20 protein-coding genes are annotated in these 21,748 nt (G+C 36.4%); 16 read left to right on the top strand and 4 right to left on the bottom strand.

The genetic code is table 11. The features are described 5' to 3' along the window. Window positions 1-240: 240 nt before the first annotated feature. Both ACEN31_RS03885 and ACEN31_RS03880 read right to left on the bottom strand, forming a co-directional pair. On the bottom strand, window positions 241-1,080 hold the full coding sequence (locus ACEN31_RS03885; protein WP_171031349.1) for an undecaprenyl-diphosphate phosphatase: 840 nt from the start codon (window positions 1,078-1,080) through the stop codon (window positions 241-243). Window positions 1,081-1,245: 165 nt separating this feature from the next. Beyond that, window positions 1,246-2,274: a lactonase family protein gene (locus ACEN31_RS03880; RefSeq protein ID WP_407108700.1), complete on the bottom strand. Its 1,029-nt coding sequence runs from the start codon at window positions 2,272-2,274 to the stop codon at window positions 1,246-1,248. A gap of 133 nt (window positions 2,275-2,407) precedes the next feature. Here ACEN31_RS03880 and ACEN31_RS03875 point away from each other — a divergent pair, with 133 nt between their 5' ends. The 4 genes from ACEN31_RS03875 to ACEN31_RS03860 are packed head-to-tail and all read left to right on the top strand — an operon-like array spanning window position 2,408 to window position 7,601. Beyond that, on the top strand, window positions 2,408-3,616 hold the full coding sequence (locus ACEN31_RS03875) for an AI-2E family transporter (protein WP_407108699.1): 1,209 nt from the start codon (window positions 2,408-2,410) through the stop codon (window positions 3,614-3,616). A 40-nt stretch (window positions 3,617-3,656) separates the two neighbouring features. Continuing rightward, window positions 3,657-5,120 (top strand): DUF5068 domain-containing protein, encoded by a 1,464-nt coding sequence (locus tag ACEN31_RS03870; protein ID WP_407108698.1) that lies wholly within the window; start codon window positions 3,657-3,659, stop codon window positions 5,118-5,120. 18 nt (window positions 5,121-5,138) lie between these two features. Next, window positions 5,139-5,819 carry a DUF554 domain-containing protein gene (locus ACEN31_RS03865; protein ID WP_407108697.1) on the top strand — a complete coding sequence of 227 codons (681 nt, stop codon included), beginning with the start codon at window positions 5,139-5,141 and terminating at the stop codon, window positions 5,817-5,819. Window positions 5,820-5,849: 30 nt separating this feature from the next. Next, complete coding sequence (locus ACEN31_RS03860) at window positions 5,850-7,601, top strand: M3 family oligoendopeptidase (protein WP_407108696.1); 1,752 nt, start codon at window positions 5,850-5,852, stop codon at window positions 7,599-7,601. Window positions 7,602-7,658: 57 nt separating this feature from the next. Here the strand turns inward: ACEN31_RS03860 and ACEN31_RS03855 are convergent, their stop codons facing one another. Further along, complete coding sequence (locus ACEN31_RS03855; RefSeq protein WP_407108695.1) at window positions 7,659-8,306, bottom strand: type 1 glutamine amidotransferase; 648 nt, start codon at window positions 8,304-8,306, stop codon at window positions 7,659-7,661. 22 nt (window positions 8,307-8,328) lie between these two features. Further along, complete coding sequence (locus tag ACEN31_RS03850; protein ID WP_407108694.1) at window positions 8,329-9,669, bottom strand: MurT ligase domain-containing protein; 1,341 nt, start codon at window positions 9,667-9,669, stop codon at window positions 8,329-8,331. A 288-nt stretch (window positions 9,670-9,957) separates the two neighbouring features. On the opposite strand from ACEN31_RS03850, the gene ACEN31_RS03845 reads away from it, so the two are divergent. From ACEN31_RS03845 to ACEN31_RS03790, 12 genes are all read left to right on the top strand, one after another. After that, window positions 9,958-10,539, top strand: a complete 582-nt coding sequence (locus ACEN31_RS03845) for a thymidine kinase (RefSeq protein WP_407108693.1) — start codon at window positions 9,958-9,960, stop codon at window positions 10,537-10,539. A 16-nt stretch (window positions 10,540-10,555) separates the two neighbouring features. Further along, window positions 10,556-11,635, top strand: a complete 1,080-nt coding sequence (gene prfA / locus ACEN31_RS03840; protein ID WP_407108692.1) for a peptide chain release factor 1 — start codon at window positions 10,556-10,558, stop codon at window positions 11,633-11,635. Continuing rightward, complete coding sequence (gene prmC, locus ACEN31_RS03835) at window positions 11,619-12,470, top strand: peptide chain release factor N(5)-glutamine methyltransferase (RefSeq protein WP_407108691.1); 852 nt, start codon at window positions 11,619-11,621, stop codon at window positions 12,468-12,470. The genes prfA and prmC overlap by 17 nt, the downstream gene beginning before the upstream one ends. 14 nt (window positions 12,471-12,484) lie before the next feature. Next, window positions 12,485-13,528: an L-threonylcarbamoyladenylate synthase gene (locus tag ACEN31_RS03830; RefSeq protein WP_407108690.1), complete on the top strand. Its 1,044-nt coding sequence runs from the start codon at window positions 12,485-12,487 to the stop codon at window positions 13,526-13,528. A 27-nt stretch (window positions 13,529-13,555) separates the two neighbouring features. Further along, window positions 13,556-14,779, top strand: coding sequence for a serine hydroxymethyltransferase (glyA, locus tag ACEN31_RS03825; protein ID WP_407108689.1), 1,224 nt, complete (start codon window positions 13,556-13,558; stop codon window positions 14,777-14,779). 23 nt (window positions 14,780-14,802) lie between these two features. Next, window positions 14,803-15,441: a uracil phosphoribosyltransferase gene (gene upp / locus ACEN31_RS03820; protein ID WP_197104567.1), complete on the top strand. Its 639-nt coding sequence runs from the start codon at window positions 14,803-14,805 to the stop codon at window positions 15,439-15,441. Between the two features lie 223 nt (window positions 15,442-15,664). Further along, window positions 15,665-16,924, top strand: coding sequence for a hydroxymethylglutaryl-CoA reductase, degradative (locus tag ACEN31_RS03815; RefSeq protein WP_407108688.1), 1,260 nt, complete (start codon window positions 15,665-15,667; stop codon window positions 16,922-16,924). Then, window positions 16,921-18,144: a hydroxymethylglutaryl-CoA synthase gene (locus ACEN31_RS03810; RefSeq protein ID WP_407108707.1), complete on the top strand. Its 1,224-nt coding sequence runs from the start codon at window positions 16,921-16,923 to the stop codon at window positions 18,142-18,144. Before ACEN31_RS03815 ends, ACEN31_RS03810 begins: the two co-directional genes overlap by 4 nt. Before the next feature lie 355 nt (window positions 18,145-18,499). After that, window positions 18,500-18,730 carry a DUF1146 family protein gene (locus ACEN31_RS03805; protein ID WP_138403656.1) on the top strand — a complete coding sequence of 77 codons (231 nt, stop codon included), beginning with the start codon at window positions 18,500-18,502 and terminating at the stop codon, window positions 18,728-18,730. 61 nt (window positions 18,731-18,791) lie between these two features. After that, on the top strand, window positions 18,792-20,096 hold the full coding sequence (gene murA, locus ACEN31_RS03800) for a UDP-N-acetylglucosamine 1-carboxyvinyltransferase (RefSeq protein ID WP_407108687.1): 1,305 nt from the start codon (window positions 18,792-18,794) through the stop codon (window positions 20,094-20,096). 28 nt (window positions 20,097-20,124) lie between these two features. Next, window positions 20,125-21,192: a rod shape-determining protein gene (locus ACEN31_RS03795; protein ID WP_407108686.1), complete on the top strand. Its 1,068-nt coding sequence runs from the start codon at window positions 20,125-20,127 to the stop codon at window positions 21,190-21,192. Window positions 21,193-21,214: 22 nt separating this feature from the next. Continuing rightward, entirely contained in the window at window positions 21,215-21,412 is a 198-nt protein-coding gene (locus tag ACEN31_RS03790; protein WP_407108685.1) for a DNA-directed RNA polymerase subunit beta, read from the top strand. Window positions 21,413-21,748: the final 336 nt, after the last annotated feature.

Raw genomic sequence — 21,748 nt, 5'->3', positions numbered from 1 at the left:
AGTCGTGTGCTAAGTTATAGTTTTCGGTTTTTTGTTTTGGGGTTTGGGTGGGATGGGGCGTTGTGAGCTGGCGCGACACTCCGTATTTCGATTTGCTGTCCATCGCGAGTCAGCACGACGCCCCGCATTCGCATTTCCGGTCCGTCACGCCACCTCACGACGCCCCTTAAGAGCCCATTTTATAAAAAATAACCCAGCTAATTGCCATTAAGACAATCAACTGGGTTTATAAATTAAATATTAAAACTGGAACAGCGAGTAAAGTATAACGATTGCACCTAATACGATACGATATTTACCAAAGCCAGTAAAGTCATTACGTTTCAAGTAGTTCAGTAAGAATTTAATTGCAAATACTGAAACAATAAAAGCAACAAACATTCCGAATAATAAGTAAATCCATTCAACTGTTGTGAATGCGAAACCTAAGTCTAGTAGTTTAACTAAACTTGCACCAAACATAGCTGGGATACTTAAGAAGAATGAGAACTCAGTCGCAATGTGACGAGACGTTCCAACTAATAATCCACCGATAATCGTAGAACCTGAACGAGATGTTCCAGGAATGATAGACAATGCTTGGAAGATTCCGATTTTAAAAGCTGTCGCAAAAGATAATGAATTAAAATCAGTCACTGTAGCTGCATGTTTAGATTCACCGGTGCGTTCAATCCAAATAAAGATAATCCCGTACACAATCAGTGCAATAGCAACAACAATAGGATTATAGAAGTATTCATCCATATAATCTTTTAAAGCAAAGCCGAAGATTGCGACTGGAATACTTGCAAAAGCAACTTTAAACCAAAGCACCCAAGTATCTTTACGCTCCACTGAAGTTTTCTTTGGTGAAAAAGGATTTAATTTATTAAAGTAAAGTAAAATTACTGCGAAAATTGAGCCTAATTGTACAAGTACTAAAAAGACCTCAACGAATTCTGAAGATAAATTCAAAGGAATTAAATCTTCTAAGATAATCATATGTCCCGTACTACTTATCGGTAGCCACTCTGTGATCCCTTGTACCACACTCAGGACAAATATTTTTATAAGTTCAATAATATCAATCATTTGATCCATGTTTCCTATCCTCTCTAGAAATTTATTCAATCCATTATAACGTAAATTCACTAAAAAAGTATAGTATCCATTATAAAATCGAATTTAAACGTTTTCGTCAAAGAAAAATAACAGCAAAAAAAGCCAAACTGAAATGGTTTGGCTTTGAATTCATTATTTTGTTAATTAAGCTGAGGCGATGCACACACACTCAGGTGCTAGTGTATTATTTTGAATAAATGTTAATTGACCTGTCTCAGCGTTACGGTCAAATACTGAAATATGATCTGTATCTTGGTGAGCAACTAGAACAAATTTTTCAGTTTCATCAATATTGAAATCACGAGGGATTTCACCGTTCGTATCGATTTCTTGAATTTTCGTTAAAGCTCCACCATCTTCAGAAATTTCAAAGACTGTTAATACATTATGGAAACGAGTTGAAACATATAAGAAGCGGCCATCATTCGTAATACGAATTGCAGCGCCTGCAGATTTTTCAACATGTTCTTCAGGAATATTTAATTGCGTTTCAACGGCTGCCATTTTACCCTCAGCGTCTAATGATACAACGGTTGTTGTGTTTGCTAATTCACCGATGATGTATGCGTAGGGTTCTGTTGGATGTAATACTAAATGACGTGGACCCGTTCCAGGAGTTAATTTAATCTCGCTAGAAGGAGCTAAAGTACCGTCTTCAGCGATTTCATAAGTTGTAACGAAATCTGTCCCTAAATCACAAACAAATAATAAGTTTTGCGAATCATTGAAATCAGCATAGTGAACGTGAGACGAGTCTTGGTTTTCATGAACACTTGAACCAGAATGTTCCACGGTTTGAATTACATTTAACTCTTCACCGTCTAATTTGAATACATCAATCACTCCAGCATGGTAGTTAGATACATAAATAGTTTGACTACTTTCACGGTAACTCACGTGACAACCACTACCGTTATCACCAAAACCACTAGCTAATTTGTCCCAAGTACCTTGGTCGTTCTTTTTGAAAGATACGATTCCACCTTGGTCATTTTCTTTATGAATCGCAAAAAGTAAATCCTTAGCTTTAGATAAAGCCACAAAAGTAGGGCCGTTTAATTCGCTAATTAAACTTGGATCTGAAAAAGCGCCTTCTTTGGCATCGAATTCTACTTGATGAATTCCTTTATTGTCTCGTTTTGTATAGCCACCTAAAATAAATGTTTGAGTCATTTGATATCCTCCCAGTATATTAATACATAAAGTATAGCATAGATGAGTAAAATCATGAATGAATTAGATTCTTGAGTTTTTTTATTAGTAGTGTGTTAAAATATCATTATCTTAAGTCATTGGAGTGAATTTTATGACAGATAATAAACGGAACGAAAAGCGTAAAGAAAGTTGGTTTGTAAGTCAATTTCTGAACAACCAATTTGTAATTTTCTTATTCAATACACTGTTAATTTTATTAATTATTTTAATATTTACACGTGTCGCGTACTTATTTACCCCAATCGTCACTTTTGTAAATTTAGTGGCTTTTCCAATTGTTGCAGCGGGGATTTTATATTATTTATTTTCACCATTTGTTGCGCAATTAATCCAACGAGGCGTATCAAGAAATATTTCGATTTGGATTATTTTTATCATTATTATTGCATTAATTAGTTGGGGTATTTCTACTTTAATACCATTGCTAAGAGAACAAGCGACAACATTCGTTGCGAATATACCCAATTATCAAGCATCATTAATGGAAACAATCGAGTCTTTACCTATCGATCTTGAAAGTGGTTTAATTGACCCGAAGATTACTGAATATTTTGCCAATATTGATTGGAATAGTATCACAGATCAGTTGAATACGATTATTACATCTACCTTTGGCGGTCTAGGAAGTGTAATTGGAACGGTGGCACAAGTAGTAACAGGATTAATAACAATGCCAGTGTTACTATATTATTTATTGCTGGAAGGCCATAAAATTCCGCAATATATTTTATATCATGTGCCTGATAAATATCGACCAAAAGTAGGGCGAATTTTATTCAAGTCGAATCACCAAATCTCCCAGTATATTCGAGGACAAATATTAGTGGCGATCGTAGTAGGAATAATCTTTGCGATTGGTTATTCAATCATCGGTTTAGATTATGCAATATCACTTTCTGTGATTGCGGGTATATTTAATATTATTCCGTATTTGGGTTCTATAATGGCGGTTGTACCGGCATTAATTATCGGACTATTAATCTCGCCGTACATGTTTATCAAAGTATTAATTGTGGTGGCCATCGAGCAATTGCTTGAAGGACGATTTGTATCACCACAAATATTAGGAAACAATTTAAAAATACATCCAGTAACAATCCTATTAGTATTACTCGGTGCCGGACGCTTATTCGGCTTATCAGGAGTTATCATAGGGGTTCCAGGCTACGCGGTCATTAAAGTAATTGTGACGGAGCTGTATAATACATTTCGAGAATCTTCAGGATTATTCGAAGAAGAATACGAAGTGGAAACATTAGCACCCGAAGTCATCGCAAGTCCTGTAAAGGAAAAAGAATAAAAGTAAAAGGTTGAAGTATATGAACAAACACATTAACAAAATGAAATTTTATAAAAAAATAGGGCTCATATTTATTGCAGCTCTGTTTCTTGTCGGTTGTGGCAAGATTGAAAAAAAAATTGAAGAGGTTGTTTCTAGCCAAGAAGTGAGTCAAGTAGAATCAGATGTTACACCTTCAAGTGCGGAAAATGCTGAAAATGAAACAGCCATTGATGCGCGCTTTGTGCCAGAATTTAGTCAAGTGATTGCTGAATTTAGAAACAGTGATGTTTTAACACTAGCGGAAGAGTCTAACTTTAAAGTGAATGAAACATTCTCTCAAACACAGAATAATTTTCAATTAAGTGTCGAGAATATGGAAGTCTTTGAAGTTGACAGTGCCGATGAATCTGTAAGTAGCGAATTTAACTATGAAGACAATCCAGGTGCAGTTATCTTAATGGAAGTTGCTATAACAAACTTAACAGATGAAACGATTTATTACCCGATTGAAGGCTTAAGAATGAGTTATCAATCAGCAGATATGAAAATGCACCCATCATCCGCTTTATATCCAGCTCAAAGCGGGGATTTAACGAAAATACTCGAACAAAATAACGGCGAAATAAGACCAAGCATGACTGTTAACGGTTATCTTATTTATAGCCTTGGTCAGGATGAGTGGGAAGAAGCATCAGATTTAGGAAATGTTTACCTAACTGTTGTACCACCTCAGTCGGAACCAGATGCCATCTCAGGAGTGGGTGCAAGTTTACTAGGAGATGAACGCGTTCTTTACTTACCTTTAGACGAGGAGACTCAAGAGCAATTATCTGAGAATAATCAAATGATTCCAGATCGTTTATCATCAGAATGGTGGGGTCAAAAGACGATCTTAGCTCAAGATGAATTAAACGAAACGAGTGAAGATGACGATGTTTCAGTTGAGTTATTAAGAGCTGAAATCAGTGATTTTGAACCGAAAGATATTTATGAAGAAAATTTTCAAAACTTTAATTATGGTCAAATCATCGTATCTATTGAGTATGAAGTTACTAATAATAGCGATCATGAACTCCTTCCAGTAGATGGGGTTGCCACTTTACAAATTGGTGAAGATAGCTTGAATAGTGATTACGTCTTAATTAATGATTACAACGGTACGGTCATCAAACCAGGAGATAGTTATACAACAATTAAGACTTTTGCCTTAGATAAACTGAGATATCAAGAAGTTTGGCAAGGGGAACCCTTATATATCGCGATTAACACACCAGTGAAAAGTGATGATGAAGAAGAATTAGAAGAGGAAGCTGCAGAAGAAACAATTGAAGATAGCGACGATTTAATTTATTACTTTGATTTCACTTGGACACCTAATTTGGTTAATTACATCAATGAAGATTTAGATGTTGTAAGTGAAAGTGAATATCAAACGGATAATGAGTCACTTGATGAGAGTGACTCAGAAGAAGTTGAAGAGGAAGAGAGTTCAACTGATGAAGCGAGTGATGAATTAAATTAATCGAATGGGAGTTGGAATATGGGAGCAATCGTTAATGCAGTAGCCATCATTGTGTGTTCTTTGATTGGACTACAAATTCGTTCAGGTATCCCTGAGCGAGTACAAAAAAGTTTAATGCAAGCTGTTGGCTTGTGTGTTCTATCTATCGGAATTGCCGGTGCAATCCAAGGGAATAATACTATTGTTATGATTTTAAGTATTGTTCTTGGAACACTCATTGGCGAGTGGGTTGATATTGATCGCCGTGTTCTATCTGGCATTAATAAAGTAGAGAAGAAAATCAGTAAAGGTAGTGCCAAATACGGTGACCTTTCACACGGAATGGTCAGTGCCGCAATGATTTTCTGTATTGGATCAATGGCCATTGTCGGATCTTTAGAAAGTGGCCTCATTGGTGACAATACAACTCTTTATACGAAAAGTATCTTAGATGGTATTACATCGATTCTATTAGCATCATCTTTAGGTATTGGTGTTGCCTTAGCATCAATTCCTGTTCTATTGATTCAAGGAAGTATTATTATTTTTGCTGGCTTACTAGAGCCTTGGCTACCCGCGGATGTCATCACAGAGATTATCTGTGTAGGTTCTGTATTATTAGTTGGCTTAGGCTTGAATATGATTGAAGTCACTCAATTCAAAATAATGAATTTTGTTCCAGCAATTATCTTACCTGTAATAATTATGTTATTTATTTAAGTAAATGTAGAAAAGAAAGGGCGTTATAAAATGTACAAATGGCAACTCGATGATTTATATGTAGGCTATGAGAGTGAAGAATTTAAATCGGATTGGGCAAAATTAAAGCAATTCGAAGAGGATTTTAACAAATTAACTTTAGAAGATAATTTAGAAGATATTAAAGCGGCTGTGAGATTTAAAGAAGACTTATTAATTACAGCAAGACGCATTGGATCATTCATTAGCCTAACATTATCAACAAATACAACTGATGAAACTTCGACTAATTATCGTGGTCAGTTTTCAAAAGTAATGTCAGAACTGACTAAAAACCAAATTATCTTAGATCGTTTTTTAGGAAGTATTACAACCGATATTACTCAAGATAGTGAGTTATCAGACTATATATTTGCCTTTAATGAATTGAAAGAAGAAGCAAAGCATTTATTAGATGAAGATACGGAAGCCGTGATTTCAAAACTAGACAACTCTGGTGCAAGTGCTTGGTCAAACTTACATACATTCTTAACTTCTACAGTAGAAACTGACGTAGATGGAACAACATATACGTTAAGTGAAATTCGAAACTTAGCTTATGATGCAGACCAAGATGTACGTAAAAAAGCCTATGAAGCTGAATTAGCCATGTATGACAAAATTAAAGACCCCGTTGCTTTCTCATTAAATAATATTAAACAACAAGTTCTAACAACTTCATCATTACGTGGCTATGAGTCACCCATAGATGAAACGTTGCAACAATCACGCATGGACCGTAAAACATTAGACAGTTTAATGACAGCAATTCAAAAATACTTACCTGAATTCAGACGTTATTTAAAACAAAAAGCCACTTACTTAGGACATAAAAATGGCTTACCATTCTATGATTTATTCGCACCCATGGGTGAAGCAAGTCAACAATTCTCAGTTGAAGAATCTGGAGAATACTTAGTCAATCACTTTAGACCCTTCTCAGATAAGTTAGCTGATTTAGTACAAGAATTTTACGATAAGAACTATGTGGATTTCATTCCAAGAAAAGGTAAACGAGGCGGGGCGTTCTGCTCTAACTTACCATTTATTGGCCAATCACGTATTATGACGAACTTTGATGGATCACTATCTAGTGTCATTACAATGGCGCATGAACTAGGGCATGCGTATCACGGATCAATTATCCAAGCACATAAACCATTGAATTGGTCTTATTCTATGCCAGTTGCTGAAACAGCATCAACATTTAATGAAACATTAATTATGAATGACTTGTTAAATAATACAGACGATGAAGTTGAACAACTTGCTTTAATCGAATCATTGTTACAAGATACGACTCAAATTATCGTTGATATTTATTCACGTTATTACTTTGAAACAAAATTATTTGAAGCAAAAGAAGATAAATTCTTATTCAGTCAACAGCTTGAGGATCTAATGAAAGAAGCTCAATTAGAAGCCTATGGGGATGGGTTAGACCCAGATTACTTACATCCATATATGTGGGTAAATAAAGGTCATTACTATTCAGCAGGTTTAAGTTTCTATAACTTCCCTTATGCATTTGGTGGTTTGTTCGCTAGGGGCTTATATACAATCTATGAAGAGCAACCAGAAGGCTTTGTTGAACGATATGATGAGTTATTAAAACTAACGACCGTATCATCTGTTGAAGAGACAGCAAAAGCGATGGACGTTGATGTCACTGATGTTGCATTTTGGCAAAAATCTTTAGACACTTTTGTTAACTATATTGATCAATTCGAAGAAATTACAAACAAATTAATGGCAACAAAATAATTAAACATAAAAAATTATCCCTGACTTTTTCAATAAAGAATGAGTCAGGGATAATTTTTATTTGTTTTGAATCGCTAATTCAACAATATGTCTTGCGAGCCATTCATTTCGAACGAGTAGGGGACCGTGGAAGTAAGAGCCGAAGGTGTTTTTGTAATGAACTCCTTCAGTTTGGTCCATACCGTTATTCCCATTTCCTTTTATAACACGCCCCAGAGGTTTTAACTCAGATCCTAGATGAGTGACGCCGTTGTGGTTTTCAAAGCCATAATAAGTTTGATCATTTTCTTCATCATAGATTTCAATATCACCTATAAAACGAGAATCGATTTGTCTCTCAGTATAATGAGGTAAGATATTCATTCCTTCTAAACGATCACCAGCAGCATTGATGTAGTATTGACCAAGTAATTGGAAGCCACCACAAATGGTTAACATGACACCGTCGTTCTCAATGAATGATGCAATTTCATCGCGGATGCGCGGTAAATCTTGCGAGACGATCTTTTGTTCATAATCTTGCCCACCACCGAAGAAAAGTAAATCATAATCTTCAGCTAGAAAGTCATCACCTAGACTGACAATCGTTGTTTCAACCTGATAGCCTGCTTCTTTAGCGTAATGCTGAAGCATTAATAGGTTTCCGTTATCGCCATAGGTATTCATTAAGTTGCCGTATAGATGACCAATTCGAATGTTTTTCATAAAGGGCACTCTTTTCTTTAAGTTATTTTGTTATATAGCCTGCTTGAATTAATTCTTTTCGTAAATCCAGCATGGCTGTATAAGTTGCGAAGATATGGACACTGTCTGTCTTCGCTTCGCGAGTCGCTTGAACCACTTCTTCTACAGAATTGAGTTCTTGAATGTCACCATCGAATAACTCTGCTACTTCTAAGCGTTTCGTCATATCTTCTTTACGCATTCCTACAGTGTAGACAGATTGAATATTGAAATCAGACATCTTCTCGAAGTCTCCGTCCCAAATCCAACTCACATCTGTTCCATCAGCGTATTGATTGTTTAAAATCGCAATAAACGTCGATGGGTCTTTATCCAGGCCAACTAAGTCAATCACTTGATTTAAGCCGACGGGGTTCTTAACTAAATTAATTAACACTTGCTTGCCTTCAATATCTAAAATCTCTTGACGGCCAAAGACACGTTCTGCTTTCTCAAAGCCATCGTGAATTTGTTCAGGAGATAAATCAAAGAAGCGACCTAAACTATAAGCAGCTAAGGCATTGTAGATATTATACATTCCAGCGACTGGAATTTGGAATTGATAATCATTAATTGTAAAAGTTGAGTCTGTAATGTTCAAATCATCTAAACTCGTCACTTTATAGTCCAACTCAGGGCGTTTAAAGTCACAATTTTCACAATAGAATTTACCTTGGTTCGCATAAGTTAACGTGTGGTATTTTAACACGTGGTCACACTTAGGACATAAGATACCATCAGTGTTATGATGCGGAACGACATTGCCATCCATTTGATCTTCAAAACCAAAGTAAAGACGAGGGTTTGGTAAATCAATGGAATTTAAGATCGGCGAGTCTGCATTAGAAATCACTGTCGCTTCAGGCACTTCTTTTGCTGCATCAGCCATTAATTTATAAATTGTATATATTTCACCGTAACGGTCCATTTGATCACGAAAGACGTTCGTGTGAACAAATACTTTCGGCTGCACGTATTTGACAACGTGTTTTAGGGAACCTTCATCAACTTCAAGCACAGCAATGCCTTTTTTATTTTTCTCAAGGCGAGGGGCAGCTAGAAAAGTACTGACAATCCCTTGCTGCATATTTGAACCTGTCGGGTTAGTTAAGACGTGAGGGTAAGCTTCATTCAAAGCGTAGACACTTAACGCAGTCGTTAAGGTTTTACCATTCGTTCCAGTGATGATAGCAACATCATAGTTTTCACCTAATGTAGTTAGTATATCAGGGTCAATCGTTAAGGCTAGTTTACCGGGCAAACTACTTCCGCCACCAGTAAATTTTGTAAGAGCCCAACGAGATAGGCGGCCAACGTGAGTGGCAATATTACTTCTAAAGCTCATTCATAATTCTCCTTTGGTGAGTAAGATTACTCTTTTAACATTAGTATTTTAGCAATCATCCGTCTTAAAATAAAGTATTATATTTCCATAAAGTCATTCCAAAATACACTTTTACCATAATTGTAATCAAAGTCGAATGCAGGTATGATATTCTTAGTTAGGAATATATAGAGTATACCCTAAAATCACTTAAGATATTTTTATGATAATATTTCATCCAAGCAATTGACTAAGATGCTTGAGTATTTTATTATTAATAGTTGAGAGTAGAAAAGAAGGAGTTAGATCATGGCGAAACTGTACTTCAAATTCGGTGCAATGAATAGTGGGAAATCAATTGAAATCGTAAAGGTTGCACATAACTACGAAGAGCAAAATAAACCGGTTAAAATTTTTACGAGTGCTGTCGATACACGTACAAAAGTAGGCTTAGTTGCAAGTCGTACAGGATTAGAACGTGAAGCAACTCCGATTACGGATGACATGGATTTATATGAAGAGATTGCTGCAATTGATACGGAGTTATATTGTATCTTAATCGACGAAGCGCAATTCTTAAAGAAACATCATATATTAGAACTTGCTCGTGTTGTAGATCAACTAAACATACCAGTCATGGCTTTTGGATTAAAAAACGATTTCTCAAACGAGCTATTTGAAGGTTCAAAATACCTTCTAATCTATGCTGACAAGATTGAAGAACTCAAGACAATTTGTTGGTATTGTCACCGTAAAGCAACAATGAACTTAAGAATTAATGACGGAGAACCGGTATATACAGGGGAACAAATCCAAATAGGTGGAAATGAATCCTACTTACCAGTCTGCCGAAGCTGCTATCACAATCCAGGCGGCGTAAACAAGTTATAAGAAATGGGGAAAAATAATGTTTGAACAACTAGATTCGTTAATTTTTCGCTATGACGAAGTCAATGAATTACTAAGTGACCCAAGTGTGATTAGTGATACAAATCGTCTACGAGAATTAACAATTGAAGAAAGTGATTTAAGACCCAAAGTCGAAAAAATCAAACGCTATAAACAAGTTAATGAAGAAATCGGTGAAACAGAAGAAATTCTATCTGAGAACACTGACGATGAAATGGCTGAGTTAGCGAAAGAAGAATTATCATCATTAAAATCTGAGCGTGAAGAATTAGAAAGCCAAATTAAAATTATGATGATTCCTGAAGATCCAAATGATAAAAAGAATATCATTATGGAAATTCGTGGAGCAGCCGGTGGAGACGAAGCACAATTATTCGCTGGAGATTTATTAGATATGTATACACATTACGCTACTAACCAAGGTTGGAAAGTAGAAGTCATTGATGCAAACATTACGGGTATCGGTGGTTATAAAGAAGTAACCTTAATGATTTCAGGCGACAAAGTGTATTCAAAACTTAAATATGAAAACGGTGCTCACCGTGTTCAACGAGTTCCTGAGACTGAATCTCAAGGACGTGTACATACTTCAACGGCAACTGTAATCGTTATGCCAGAAGCGGAAGAAATCGATTTCGATATCGATGACAATGATATCCGTGTCGACATCTACCACGCGAGTGGAGCGGGTGGACAGCACGTTAACAAGACAGCTTCAGCTGTACGTTTAACACATATTCCAACGAATACAGTTGTTGCGATGCAAGATGAGCGTTCACAATTGAAAAACCGTGAAAAAGCAATGAAAATCTTACGTGCACGTGTGTTCGATAAAGTGCAAGAAGAACAACAATCTGAGATTGATGCAGATCGTAAATTAAAAATCGGAACAGGGGACCGCTCTGAAAGAATCCGTACATATAACTTCCCACAAAGCCGAGTGACTGATCACCGAATTGGACTAACAATTCAACAGTTAGACTCAATCTTAAGTGGTAATTTAGATGACATAATTGATGCATTAATTGTCTACGACCAAACTCAACTATTGGAGGAGTTAAATGGTCCAAACAGTTAATCTAACATTAGGTGAAGCTTTGAATAAAGCTTCACTTTTTTTAAAAGCTTCGGGGTTAGATGAGCATTTAGCAAGAACGTATTGGATGATGACTTTTGAACAAACATTAACAGATGTTGTACTAGGTTTGAATAAACCAGTCAAAGAAGAAATGCATACACACTATATGCGCATACTTGAACAAATCGTTGAAGGAAAACCCATTCAATATCTACTCGGTCATGCTTACTTTATGGAAGAAAAATTTAAAGTGACAGAACACACGCTGATTCCTAGAGAAGATACTGCTGGGATTGTCAGTTTGTCTAACCACTATTTGGAAGAGAAAGTGGACGCTAAAGTGTTAGATATTGGAACGGGCACGGGGATTTTAGCTATAATGATAGCGAAGTTAAATCCAGAGCAACACGTTTTTGCCTCAGATATTTCACCTGAAGCACTGGAAGTCGCTAAAGAGAATGCATTAAATCACCAAGTCAATGTAGAGTTTATCGAAAGTAATTTATTTGAACACATCCCACAACAAAGCTTTGATTTAATCGTATCCAACCCACCTTATATTAGTGAAGACGAGTTGGATTTAATGGATGATAGCGTGAAGAAGTTTGAACCGTCATTAGCCTTATTCGCAGAAGATAAAGGATTGGCGATATACAAACAGCTCGCTAAACAAATACAATCATATGTAAAGGAAACGAGCATGATCATTGTGGAAATTGGTTTCCAACAAGGAGAAGCAGTTAAAACTATCTTCTCTGAGACCTTTCCAAATTCCACTATTGAAATTATCCTAGATTTAAATGGGAAAAATCGTTACGTACAAATTGAATTGTAAAGTAGGTATATAGAATGAATAATGAAAAACTAAACAAAACTAAAATATTTGGGCGTGAAGAGTTGCGCGAAGCCGCGGATTCTTTAAAGCAAGGAGAATTAGTTGCCTTTCCAACTGAAACCGTCTTTGGCTTAGGTGCGATTGCGAACAACAATCAAGCTGTCAAACAAGTATTTAAAACTAAAGGACGACCTTCGGATAATCCTTTAATCGTGCATGTTCACAATATCAATTCAGTTTATGATTATGTTGAAGAAGTGAACGATGTGGCTTTGAAATTAATGGAAACTTTTTGGCCAGGACCTTTAACAATTATCTTTCCAGTGAAGAAAGGTATATTTGCTGAAAGTGTGACACCGAATCAAAAGACTGTGGGCATTCGCATGCCCAATCAATTGGAAGCTTTGCTTTTAATTGAGATGGTTGGCTTTCCTTTAGTAGGCCCAAGTGCAAATTTATCTGGTAAACCGAGTCCAACTTCCATTGAGCATGTTATTCATGATTTCGATGGAAAGATTGCGGGCGTCGTGAATAATTATTCTGAGTTCACACAAGTCGGTGTTGAGTCAACGGTAGTTTGGCCAACAGCAGAACGCATCGAGATATTAAGACCTGGTGCTATTACTCAAGCGATGTTATCCAAAGCGACAGGCATTGATGTGTCAGAGAAATCAAGCGAGGAACAAATGAAAGACACGACGATTGCGAGTCCAGGTGTGAAATATACGCATTATAGTCCAAGTCAACCTGTTAAGATGGTTGATCCATCCCATTCGCTTGAAGAATGGAAAGACTTTATTAAGGAAACGGATTTAAAGATTGGAATTCTTGCCCAAGATCATATTATTTCTGAATTACAGACAAATAATATTGGCTTCAGTTACTATTCATTAGGTAGCAATGAAGAGCTTGAACAAGCAACTCAACGCCTATTTGCAGGCCTACGTTTCCTTGAAAGTAGTGACTGTGATTTGATTTTTGCGCAGGCATTTGACGAAACAGACGAAACACATGCATATTTAAACCGTCTTTCTAAAGCGTCGTCGAGTATGATATAATATAAAAAATAACCTGGAGGTGTCACTATGACATTTAATGATGATACATTTGTATTTGAACAGATTAAGAACGAGCAACTACGTCAACAAAATGGGATTGAATTAATTGCCTCTGAGAATTTCGTATCACCAAGTGTTTTAAAAGCTCAAGGAAGTATTTTGACTAACAAATATGCTGAAGGGTATCCTGGTAAGCGATACTATGGCGGTTGCGAATTTGTTGATAAGATTGAACAAATTGCGATTGATCGTGCAAAAGAATTATTCAATGCTGAGTATGCAAACGTGCAACCACATTCTGGTTCCAGTGCAAACTTAGCTGTTTATCGTGCCTTTTTAGAGCCAGGCGACAAAGTTTTAGGGATGGATTTATCCCAAGGTGGCCATTTAACTCATGGTTCACCGGTTAACTTTAGTGGTCAGTCTTATGAGATGTATAGTTACGGAGTTGATCCGACGACTGAACTCATTGACTACGCTAAACTTGAAGAGATTGCTACAGAAGTCAAACCAAAAATGTTAATTGCAGGTGCAAGTGCTTATTCTCGTGAAATCGATTTTGAACGTATCGGTGAGATAGCTAAAAAAGTAGGCGCAATCTACTTTGTAGATATGGCTCACATTGCTGGTTTAGTTGCGGTTGGAGAGCATCCAGATCCAGTACCTTATGCGGATGTTGTCACGACAACAACACATAAGACCCTTCGTGGACCTCGTGGTGGGATGATTCTTGCGAAAGAAGAGCACGCGAAGAAATTAAACAAAGCGATATTTCCAGGTATTCAAGGCGGGCCGTTGGAGCATGTTATTGCTGCCAAAGCCGTTGCGCTTCATGAAGCATTGCAACCAGCCTTTAAAGATTATATTAAACAAGTGAAAGTTAATGCGAAAGCAATGTCACGAATTTTTGATTTAAGCCCGTTAAGAATTATTTCGGGTGGAACAGACAATCATTTATTCTTAATTGACGTGACTCCACTTGGTGTCACAGGAAAATGGGCACAAGAGCGTTTAGATGCAGTAGGAATTACTGTAAATAAAAACTCAATTCCATTTGATAAAGAATCATTTGTTCAAACAAGTGGTATTCGAATTGGAACAGCTGCAATTACTACACGTGGATTGAAAGAATCTGATGTAGAATTAGTAGCAGATTTCATCCTTGATGCTTTATCAGCAGAAGAGGACGAAATGGCAGAAATTAAAGACAAGGTCTATGAACTAATGAAAGACCGACCATTATTTAAATAATTAATTATCTTAGGAGGAATAAAATGGCAAAATTTGAGGTAGTAAATCATCCATTAATTCAACATAAACTAACAATTATTAGAGATAAAGATTGTTCAACAAAGGTATTTCGTGAAGTAACAAATGAAATTGGTATGTTGATGGCTTATGAAATTACGAGAGATCTTCCTTTAGAAGACATTGAAATCGAAACACCCATTATGAAAACAACTCAAAAACAAATTGCAGGTAAAAAATTAGCAATTGTACCAATCTTACGTGCAGGTTTAGGTATGGTAGACGGTATCATGGACATGATTCCAGCAGCTCGTGTTGGACATATCGGAATGTACCGTGACCCAGATACGTTAGAAGCGATTGAATATTTTGCTAAATTCCCACAAGATATCGACGAGCGTCGTGTGTTCGTTGTTGATCCAATGCTTGCGACAGGAGTTTCTGCAATCACTGCACTTAACCAATTAACAACAAAATATAATGTAAAAGAAGAAAACATTACATTTGTTTGTTTAGTAGCAGCACCAGAAGGAATTAAAGCTTTACAAGAAGCACATCCAAATGTAGATATCTACACTGCGGCTTTAGATGAGAAACTAAACGAACATGGTTACATCATCCCAGGTCTAGGAGATGCTGGAGATAGAATTTTCGGAACAAAATAATTAATTTAAGACTCGTTTAAAAAGCGAATATGCTATTCATGATGACTGGACACAGACGAAGTTTAGAAATTTACTAGAATATAAAATATATTCATAGTATAATAAACGGCTGAAACGGTAAGTGTACTTTGTACCCCATCGTAATAGTTATATTCGTTTTTTAATGTCTACAAACAACGATTGACTCACTATATCTAAAATATCAATTTGAAGGAGCAATAATATGGACCAAAGGCAATTTTTCTCAGGCTTTTATAAGCATTCGATTTCCAAACGGATAGAATTAATCGAATCATGGCTGGATGCTTCAATCGATTCAGCGAGCACCGTGTTGCCGGAAGCCTATGCGAATCAAATGATAGAAAATTATTTGTTTAATTATCATTTACCTCTTGGAGTAGCTGTTAATCTTAAAGTGAATAATGCTGAGTATGTAGTACCGATGGCAATAGAGGAACCATCGGTGATTGCAGCGGCAAGTTTCGGTGCTAAATTACTAGGCAATATTCAGGCAGAAACAAAAGAGCGCTTGTTAATTGGTCAAATTATTATGACAGTTCAACAACCCTTTATTGAAATTCAACAAATCATTAAAGAAAATAAGGCGAAGCTACTCAACATTGCATCTCAAGCAAGTGCATCCATGGTCAGACGTGGCGGTGGACCAAAAGATATTTGGGTTGAAGAGAAAGAGCATCCAAATCGTAATTATGTTAGTGTTTATTTATCACTTGATCCTTGTGATGCTATGGGGGCTAATGTGATTAATACCGTCTTAGAAGTACTTTCTCCAACGATGGAATCCATCATTGAAGGTGAAGTCTTAATGAGTATATTATCCAATTACCAACCTCAAGCTGTGACCATAGCTACAGCCAAAGTGCCATTTGCTCATTTAAGTAAAGATAAAGAGGAAGCCAAAAGTTTAGCAGAGCGTCTTGAGATGGCTTCAGACTATGCTTGGCTAGATCCTTACCGTGCCACAACACATAATAAAGGGATTATGAATGGAATTGACGCCGTGGTTATTGCAACAGGTAATGATTGGAGAGCGATCGAAGCCGGCGCCCATGCTTATGCCGTCAAGGATGGCCAATACCGCTCACTGACAAAGTGGCAAGTAAACTATGAAGATGAATCATTAGAAGGTAGCATTGAGATACCGTTACAAGTTGCTACCGTTGGTGGTACTTTATCGTCACATCCAACCGCAAAACTTGCCCTAAAAATGCTCAATATCACCTCAGCCAAAGATTTATCAAATATCATTGCATCTGTTGGCCTCATACAAAACTTTGCTGCTATGCGCGCGCTAGTGAGTGAAGGCATCCAAAAGGGACATATGCGTATGCAAGCACGTGCTTTAGCCATGCAAGTTGGCGCAACAATTGAAGAAATACCGGCTGTTGTGACTCAGCTAAATGAAGCAGCGCAAATGAACCGGGATACAGCGAGAAGAATTTTAGAAGAAATAAGGAAATAGAGATAGAAAAGGAGTGGATTCAAATCGTAAAGGTAGGAATCGATCAAATTACATTTCACGTACCAAATCATTACGTTGATATGGTTGAATTAGCAAAAGCTAGAGATATTGACCCAAATAAATTCTTAATTGGTATTGGCCAAGAGAAGATGGCCGTACCGACCATTGAAGAAGATATTGTTGCTATGGCAGCAAATGCAGCCAACAGAATTGTAACTGAAGAAGATAAAGAATTAATTGATCAAGTCATCTTCGCTACAGAATCAGGTTTTGATTTCTCAAAATCAGCTGCAACTTACATTCACCAAATGCTAGGTATTCAACCATTTGCTAAAGCATACGAAGTGAAACATGCTTGTTACGGTGGAACAGCAGCGCTTATATCTGCATTTAATTACGTAAAGCTGAATCCAGAGCGAAAAGTTTTAGTGATTATGTCAGATATCTCACGCTATGGACTTAACTCAGGTGGGGAAGCGACTCAGGGTGCAGGTGCAATTGCTATGTTAGTAACAGCAAATCCTCGCATCTTAGCATTAGATAGCGAAACGCTCAGTCTAACAGATAATCAGTTCGACTTCTGGCGTCCATCTTACGCAGAAGTGCCATATGTACAAGGAAAATACTCAACAGAACTTTATATTGAAATGTTTAATACGATAATTGAAGAGTATGCAAAGCGTTACCCTGAACGCTTAAGTGAATTACAAGCTATCTCTTTCCACTTACCATTCACAAAGATGGGACGTAAATGTCTGCAGTCTTTAGAGAATAAAGAAGAAACGAATCTTGATTCAGAGCTAGTTGAAAGATGGTTTAGTCATTACGAAGACTCAACATTCATTGGCCGCCAAGTTGGGAATGTTTATACTGGATCATTATACTTAAGCCTAATTTCCTTACTAAACTTTGATGAGAATCTTGAAGAAGGACAGAGAATAGGGATGTTTAGTTACGGATCTGGTGCTGTTGCAGAATTATTCACAGGAGTGCTTCAAGCAGGCTTCAAAGACCATATTTCTAAAGAAGGTACGTTATTGCACTTGAATCGACGTGAAAAATTAGATTTCAGTGCTTATGAAGAGAATTTCGAACAAACACTCTCTAACGAAGATGGCGTCATCGAAGTCGTAAAAGATAAAGAAACACTTCATCCAGGGTTCTACTTAGATCGCATTGATGATCACCGTAGATACTATAATGAAATAACAACAAAATAGTCTAAGATTAAACTAGAACAAATCATTATTTGTTCTAGTTTTTTGTATAAAATAATATTATTAACTAGCCAAGAATATGATAACGTATTCAGAATTAAATTAAGAATATTAAAATTTGTTTGTTAATAAATTTTAAGTCAAAGAAAGTTAAGATTTACTTAAATTTGATTAAATGGCGAAATTGTAATATTTGTAAAAGGGATAGTTGTAAACTTATAAGAGCAATGTTTGAATTACTACACTTGTCTTTTTTAAAATTTAATTTTGACAAGTCTGAAATTAGGATAAAATAAATCAGTTTAATTAAATTTGATTTTATGCTATGATAATTTCGAACTAGAAAGGTGGGCGTAGTATGGCGATTTTTAATGGTATGGCAGTACTTGTTGTCCGTTTTACGTTTATCCTATTGAGTTATATGGTCTTTAAAGATATTAATTGGCGTCAGTTTTTTACTGAGCGCAAATATTACATGGCACAGTACGCGTGTATATTAGTTAGTATCGCAGTTGGACATGTAGCAGGTTCGTTCGTACTGACGATCATTGAGGTACTTCAAAATATATTTTTGAGTAGCTTTCTATAAATATTATATTTTTTGTCGTAAGCTCCAATGCGACAAAATACTTAAAGGGGATTATTTTAAAATGCAAGAAATTATTGTTCAAGGTGGAAATCGCCTAGAAGGTACGGTAAAGGTTGAGGGAGCAAAAAATGCCGTTTTACCTATTTTAGCAGCATCAATTTTGGCAGAAACTGGTGTGACTGAACTAACGAATGTACCTATTTTATCTGATGTTTTTACAATTAATGAATTATTAACAAATATTCAAGTAGAAAATTCATTTAACGAAGAAGCGAACGAAATGAAAATTGACGCGACAGGCGAAGTTAAAACAATCGCTGATTATGATTTCGTAAGTAAAATGAGAGCATCAATTGTAGTCATGGGTCCATTATTAGCTCGTTTTGGTCATGCAAAAGTAGCGATGCCTGGTGGATGTGCAATTGGAACTAGACCCATTGACTTACACTTAAAAGGGTTTGAAGCACTTGGTGCTGAGATTAACAGTCAAGCAGGTTACGTAGAAGCAACAGCGTCTAAATTAAAAGGAGCAAGAATCTATTTAGATTTCCCAAGTGTGGGTGCGACTGAGAATATTATGATGGCTGCAGTCCTAGCAGAAGGTGAAACAATCATCGAAAACGTAGCTCGTGAACCAGAAATCGTTGATTTAGCTAATTTCCTTAACAAAATGGGTGCTAAAATTGTCGGTGCAGGAACAGAAATGATTAAAATTAAAGGTGTTGAATCACTTCACGGTGTGAAACACTCTGTTATTCCTGACCGTATTGAAGCAGGAACATTCATTGTTGCAGCCGCTGTAACACAAGGGGACGTTTTTGTTGAAGGTGCGATTCGCGATCACAACAAACCATTAATCAGTAAATTAACTGAAATGGGTGTTGAATTCGAAGAATACACAACTGGAATCCGTGTTAAAGGTCCAAAAACCTTAAAAGCAACAGATGTTAAGACACTTCCTTATCCAGGTTTCCCAACAGATATGCAAGCGCAAATGTCAATTGCACAATTGTTGGCTGGCGGAAGCAGTGCTCTAACAGAGACAGTCTTTGAGAATCGTTTTATGCATTTTGAAGAATTACGTCGTATGAGTGCTAAATTTACAATTGAGCGTCAGACTGCTGTTATGTATGGACCAACTGAATTCAGTGGTGCAAGCGTAAAAGCAACTGATTTAAGAGCTGCCGCCGCATTAATTATTGCTGGTTTAGTAGCGAAGGGATTAACTCGCGTTTCAGAATTAAAAAACTTAGACCGTGGATATTATAAATTCCATGAGAAATTAGCTAACTTAGGTGCTAATATTGAACGTGTAGAAATTCAACCAATTGTTTCTGAATCTAATAAAACTAAAGTACTCGCTTAAAGTACAGAAAATAGATGGGTGAAAATACATGAGCAGAGATATCGGAATCGACTTAGGTACTGCGAATGTTTTGATTCATCTTAAAGGTCGAGGGGTCATATTAAATGAACCTTCAGTCGTTGCTTTAGATAAGCAAACTCAAGAAGTCATCGCTATTGGTAATGAAGCGTATGAAATGATTGGTAGAACAGCAGATTCGATTGAAATCATAAAACCCTTAAAAGGTGGCGTGATTGCAGATTATGATATTGCAGAAGCACTTCTTGTACTTTTCTTTCAAAAAATCCACTCACAGAGATGGTTTACAAAACCTAATGTACTTATTTGTAGACCATCAAATATAAGTGAGATTGAACAAACGGCACTTGTTGAAGCCATTGAAAAAGCAGGTGGCGGCAAGATTTTTATGGAAGAAGAGCCCAAAGTGGCGGGAGTTGGTGCTGGAATTGATTTACTAGATCCCTCTGGGAATATGGTTATTGATATCGGCGGTGGAACTTCTGATATTGCAATAATTTCAGGTGGCGACATTATTCAAAGTACATCATTAAAGATTGCTGGGGATGATTTTGACGCAAGTATTATTCAATACTTCAAAGATAAATACAAACTGCTCATTGGTGAACGGTCTGCGGAGCAAATTAAAATCGATTTAGCTTCAGCAGTGTTCTTTGAGAATCAAGCTCAATTAGAGGCTAAGACATTAAAAGGTCGAGATTTAGTTTCCGGACTACCAAAATCAATTAATGTCACATCGAACCAAATATATGAAGCAATTCATGAACAATTAGCTATGATAGCTAGAGCAGCTAAAGAACTGCTTGAAGACACGCAACCTGAAATTGCGTCTGATATTATGGAAAAAGGTATACTACTTACAGGCGGGGGAGCATTAATCGGTTCTATAGATGTTTTTCTATCCGAGTATTTAAATGTCTCTGCTATTCGTGCCAATCAACCTATGAGTTGTGTAGCGATAGGGACGGGTATTATGCTAGATTTAATTCAATCTGGTAAATTACAACGGACAAATCTATCTTGGCGACAAAAAGTTGCACGCTATTTCTCAAGATTGAAACGCCGTCTCATTGGATAAACTAACGATAGGGGATCGAAATATGTCAGATAAATATATTGAAGACAATGTTTTTATAAACGTCTTAAAAACACTTGGTAAAGTAATATTATTTTTATTATTTATCGTTTTGTTTTTCGTTCTTGGTTTATTTATTGGATATTCCATTATAGGTGACGGAAATTACTGGGAAGTGTTAAATCAAGATACATGGCAACATATTCTTGACTTTATAAGATGACAGAATATTACAAATAAACAAATGAATTGATCGAATGATAAATCAAAGGGTTTTTACACGCTAGGACAAATCAGTGTAAAAGTTAGCTTATGATTTTCATTCGATTTTTTGGTTCTTGAATTTTTGGTGTTGGTGAGAGAAATCTCACTGACACCTTTTTTTGTATGTACACAAAAAGCCAGTGAATTCCTATATAATAAAGTTACCACACATTACTAAAAGGAGAATTCACTTGGCTCATATGAATTATATCGCAGACTTACTAAATATTAAAGATAAACATGTTCAACTTCAAGATGACATCATGGAGGAAATGCACAAGGGGGTGCGGTGTAA

The sequence above is a fragment of the Ruoffia sp. FAM 26255 genome (assembly GCF_045528525.1).
Lineage (GTDB): Bacteria > Bacillota > Bacilli > Lactobacillales > Aerococcaceae > Ruoffia > Ruoffia tabacinasalis.
This window is presented reverse-complemented; position numbering and strand designations above follow the sequence as displayed.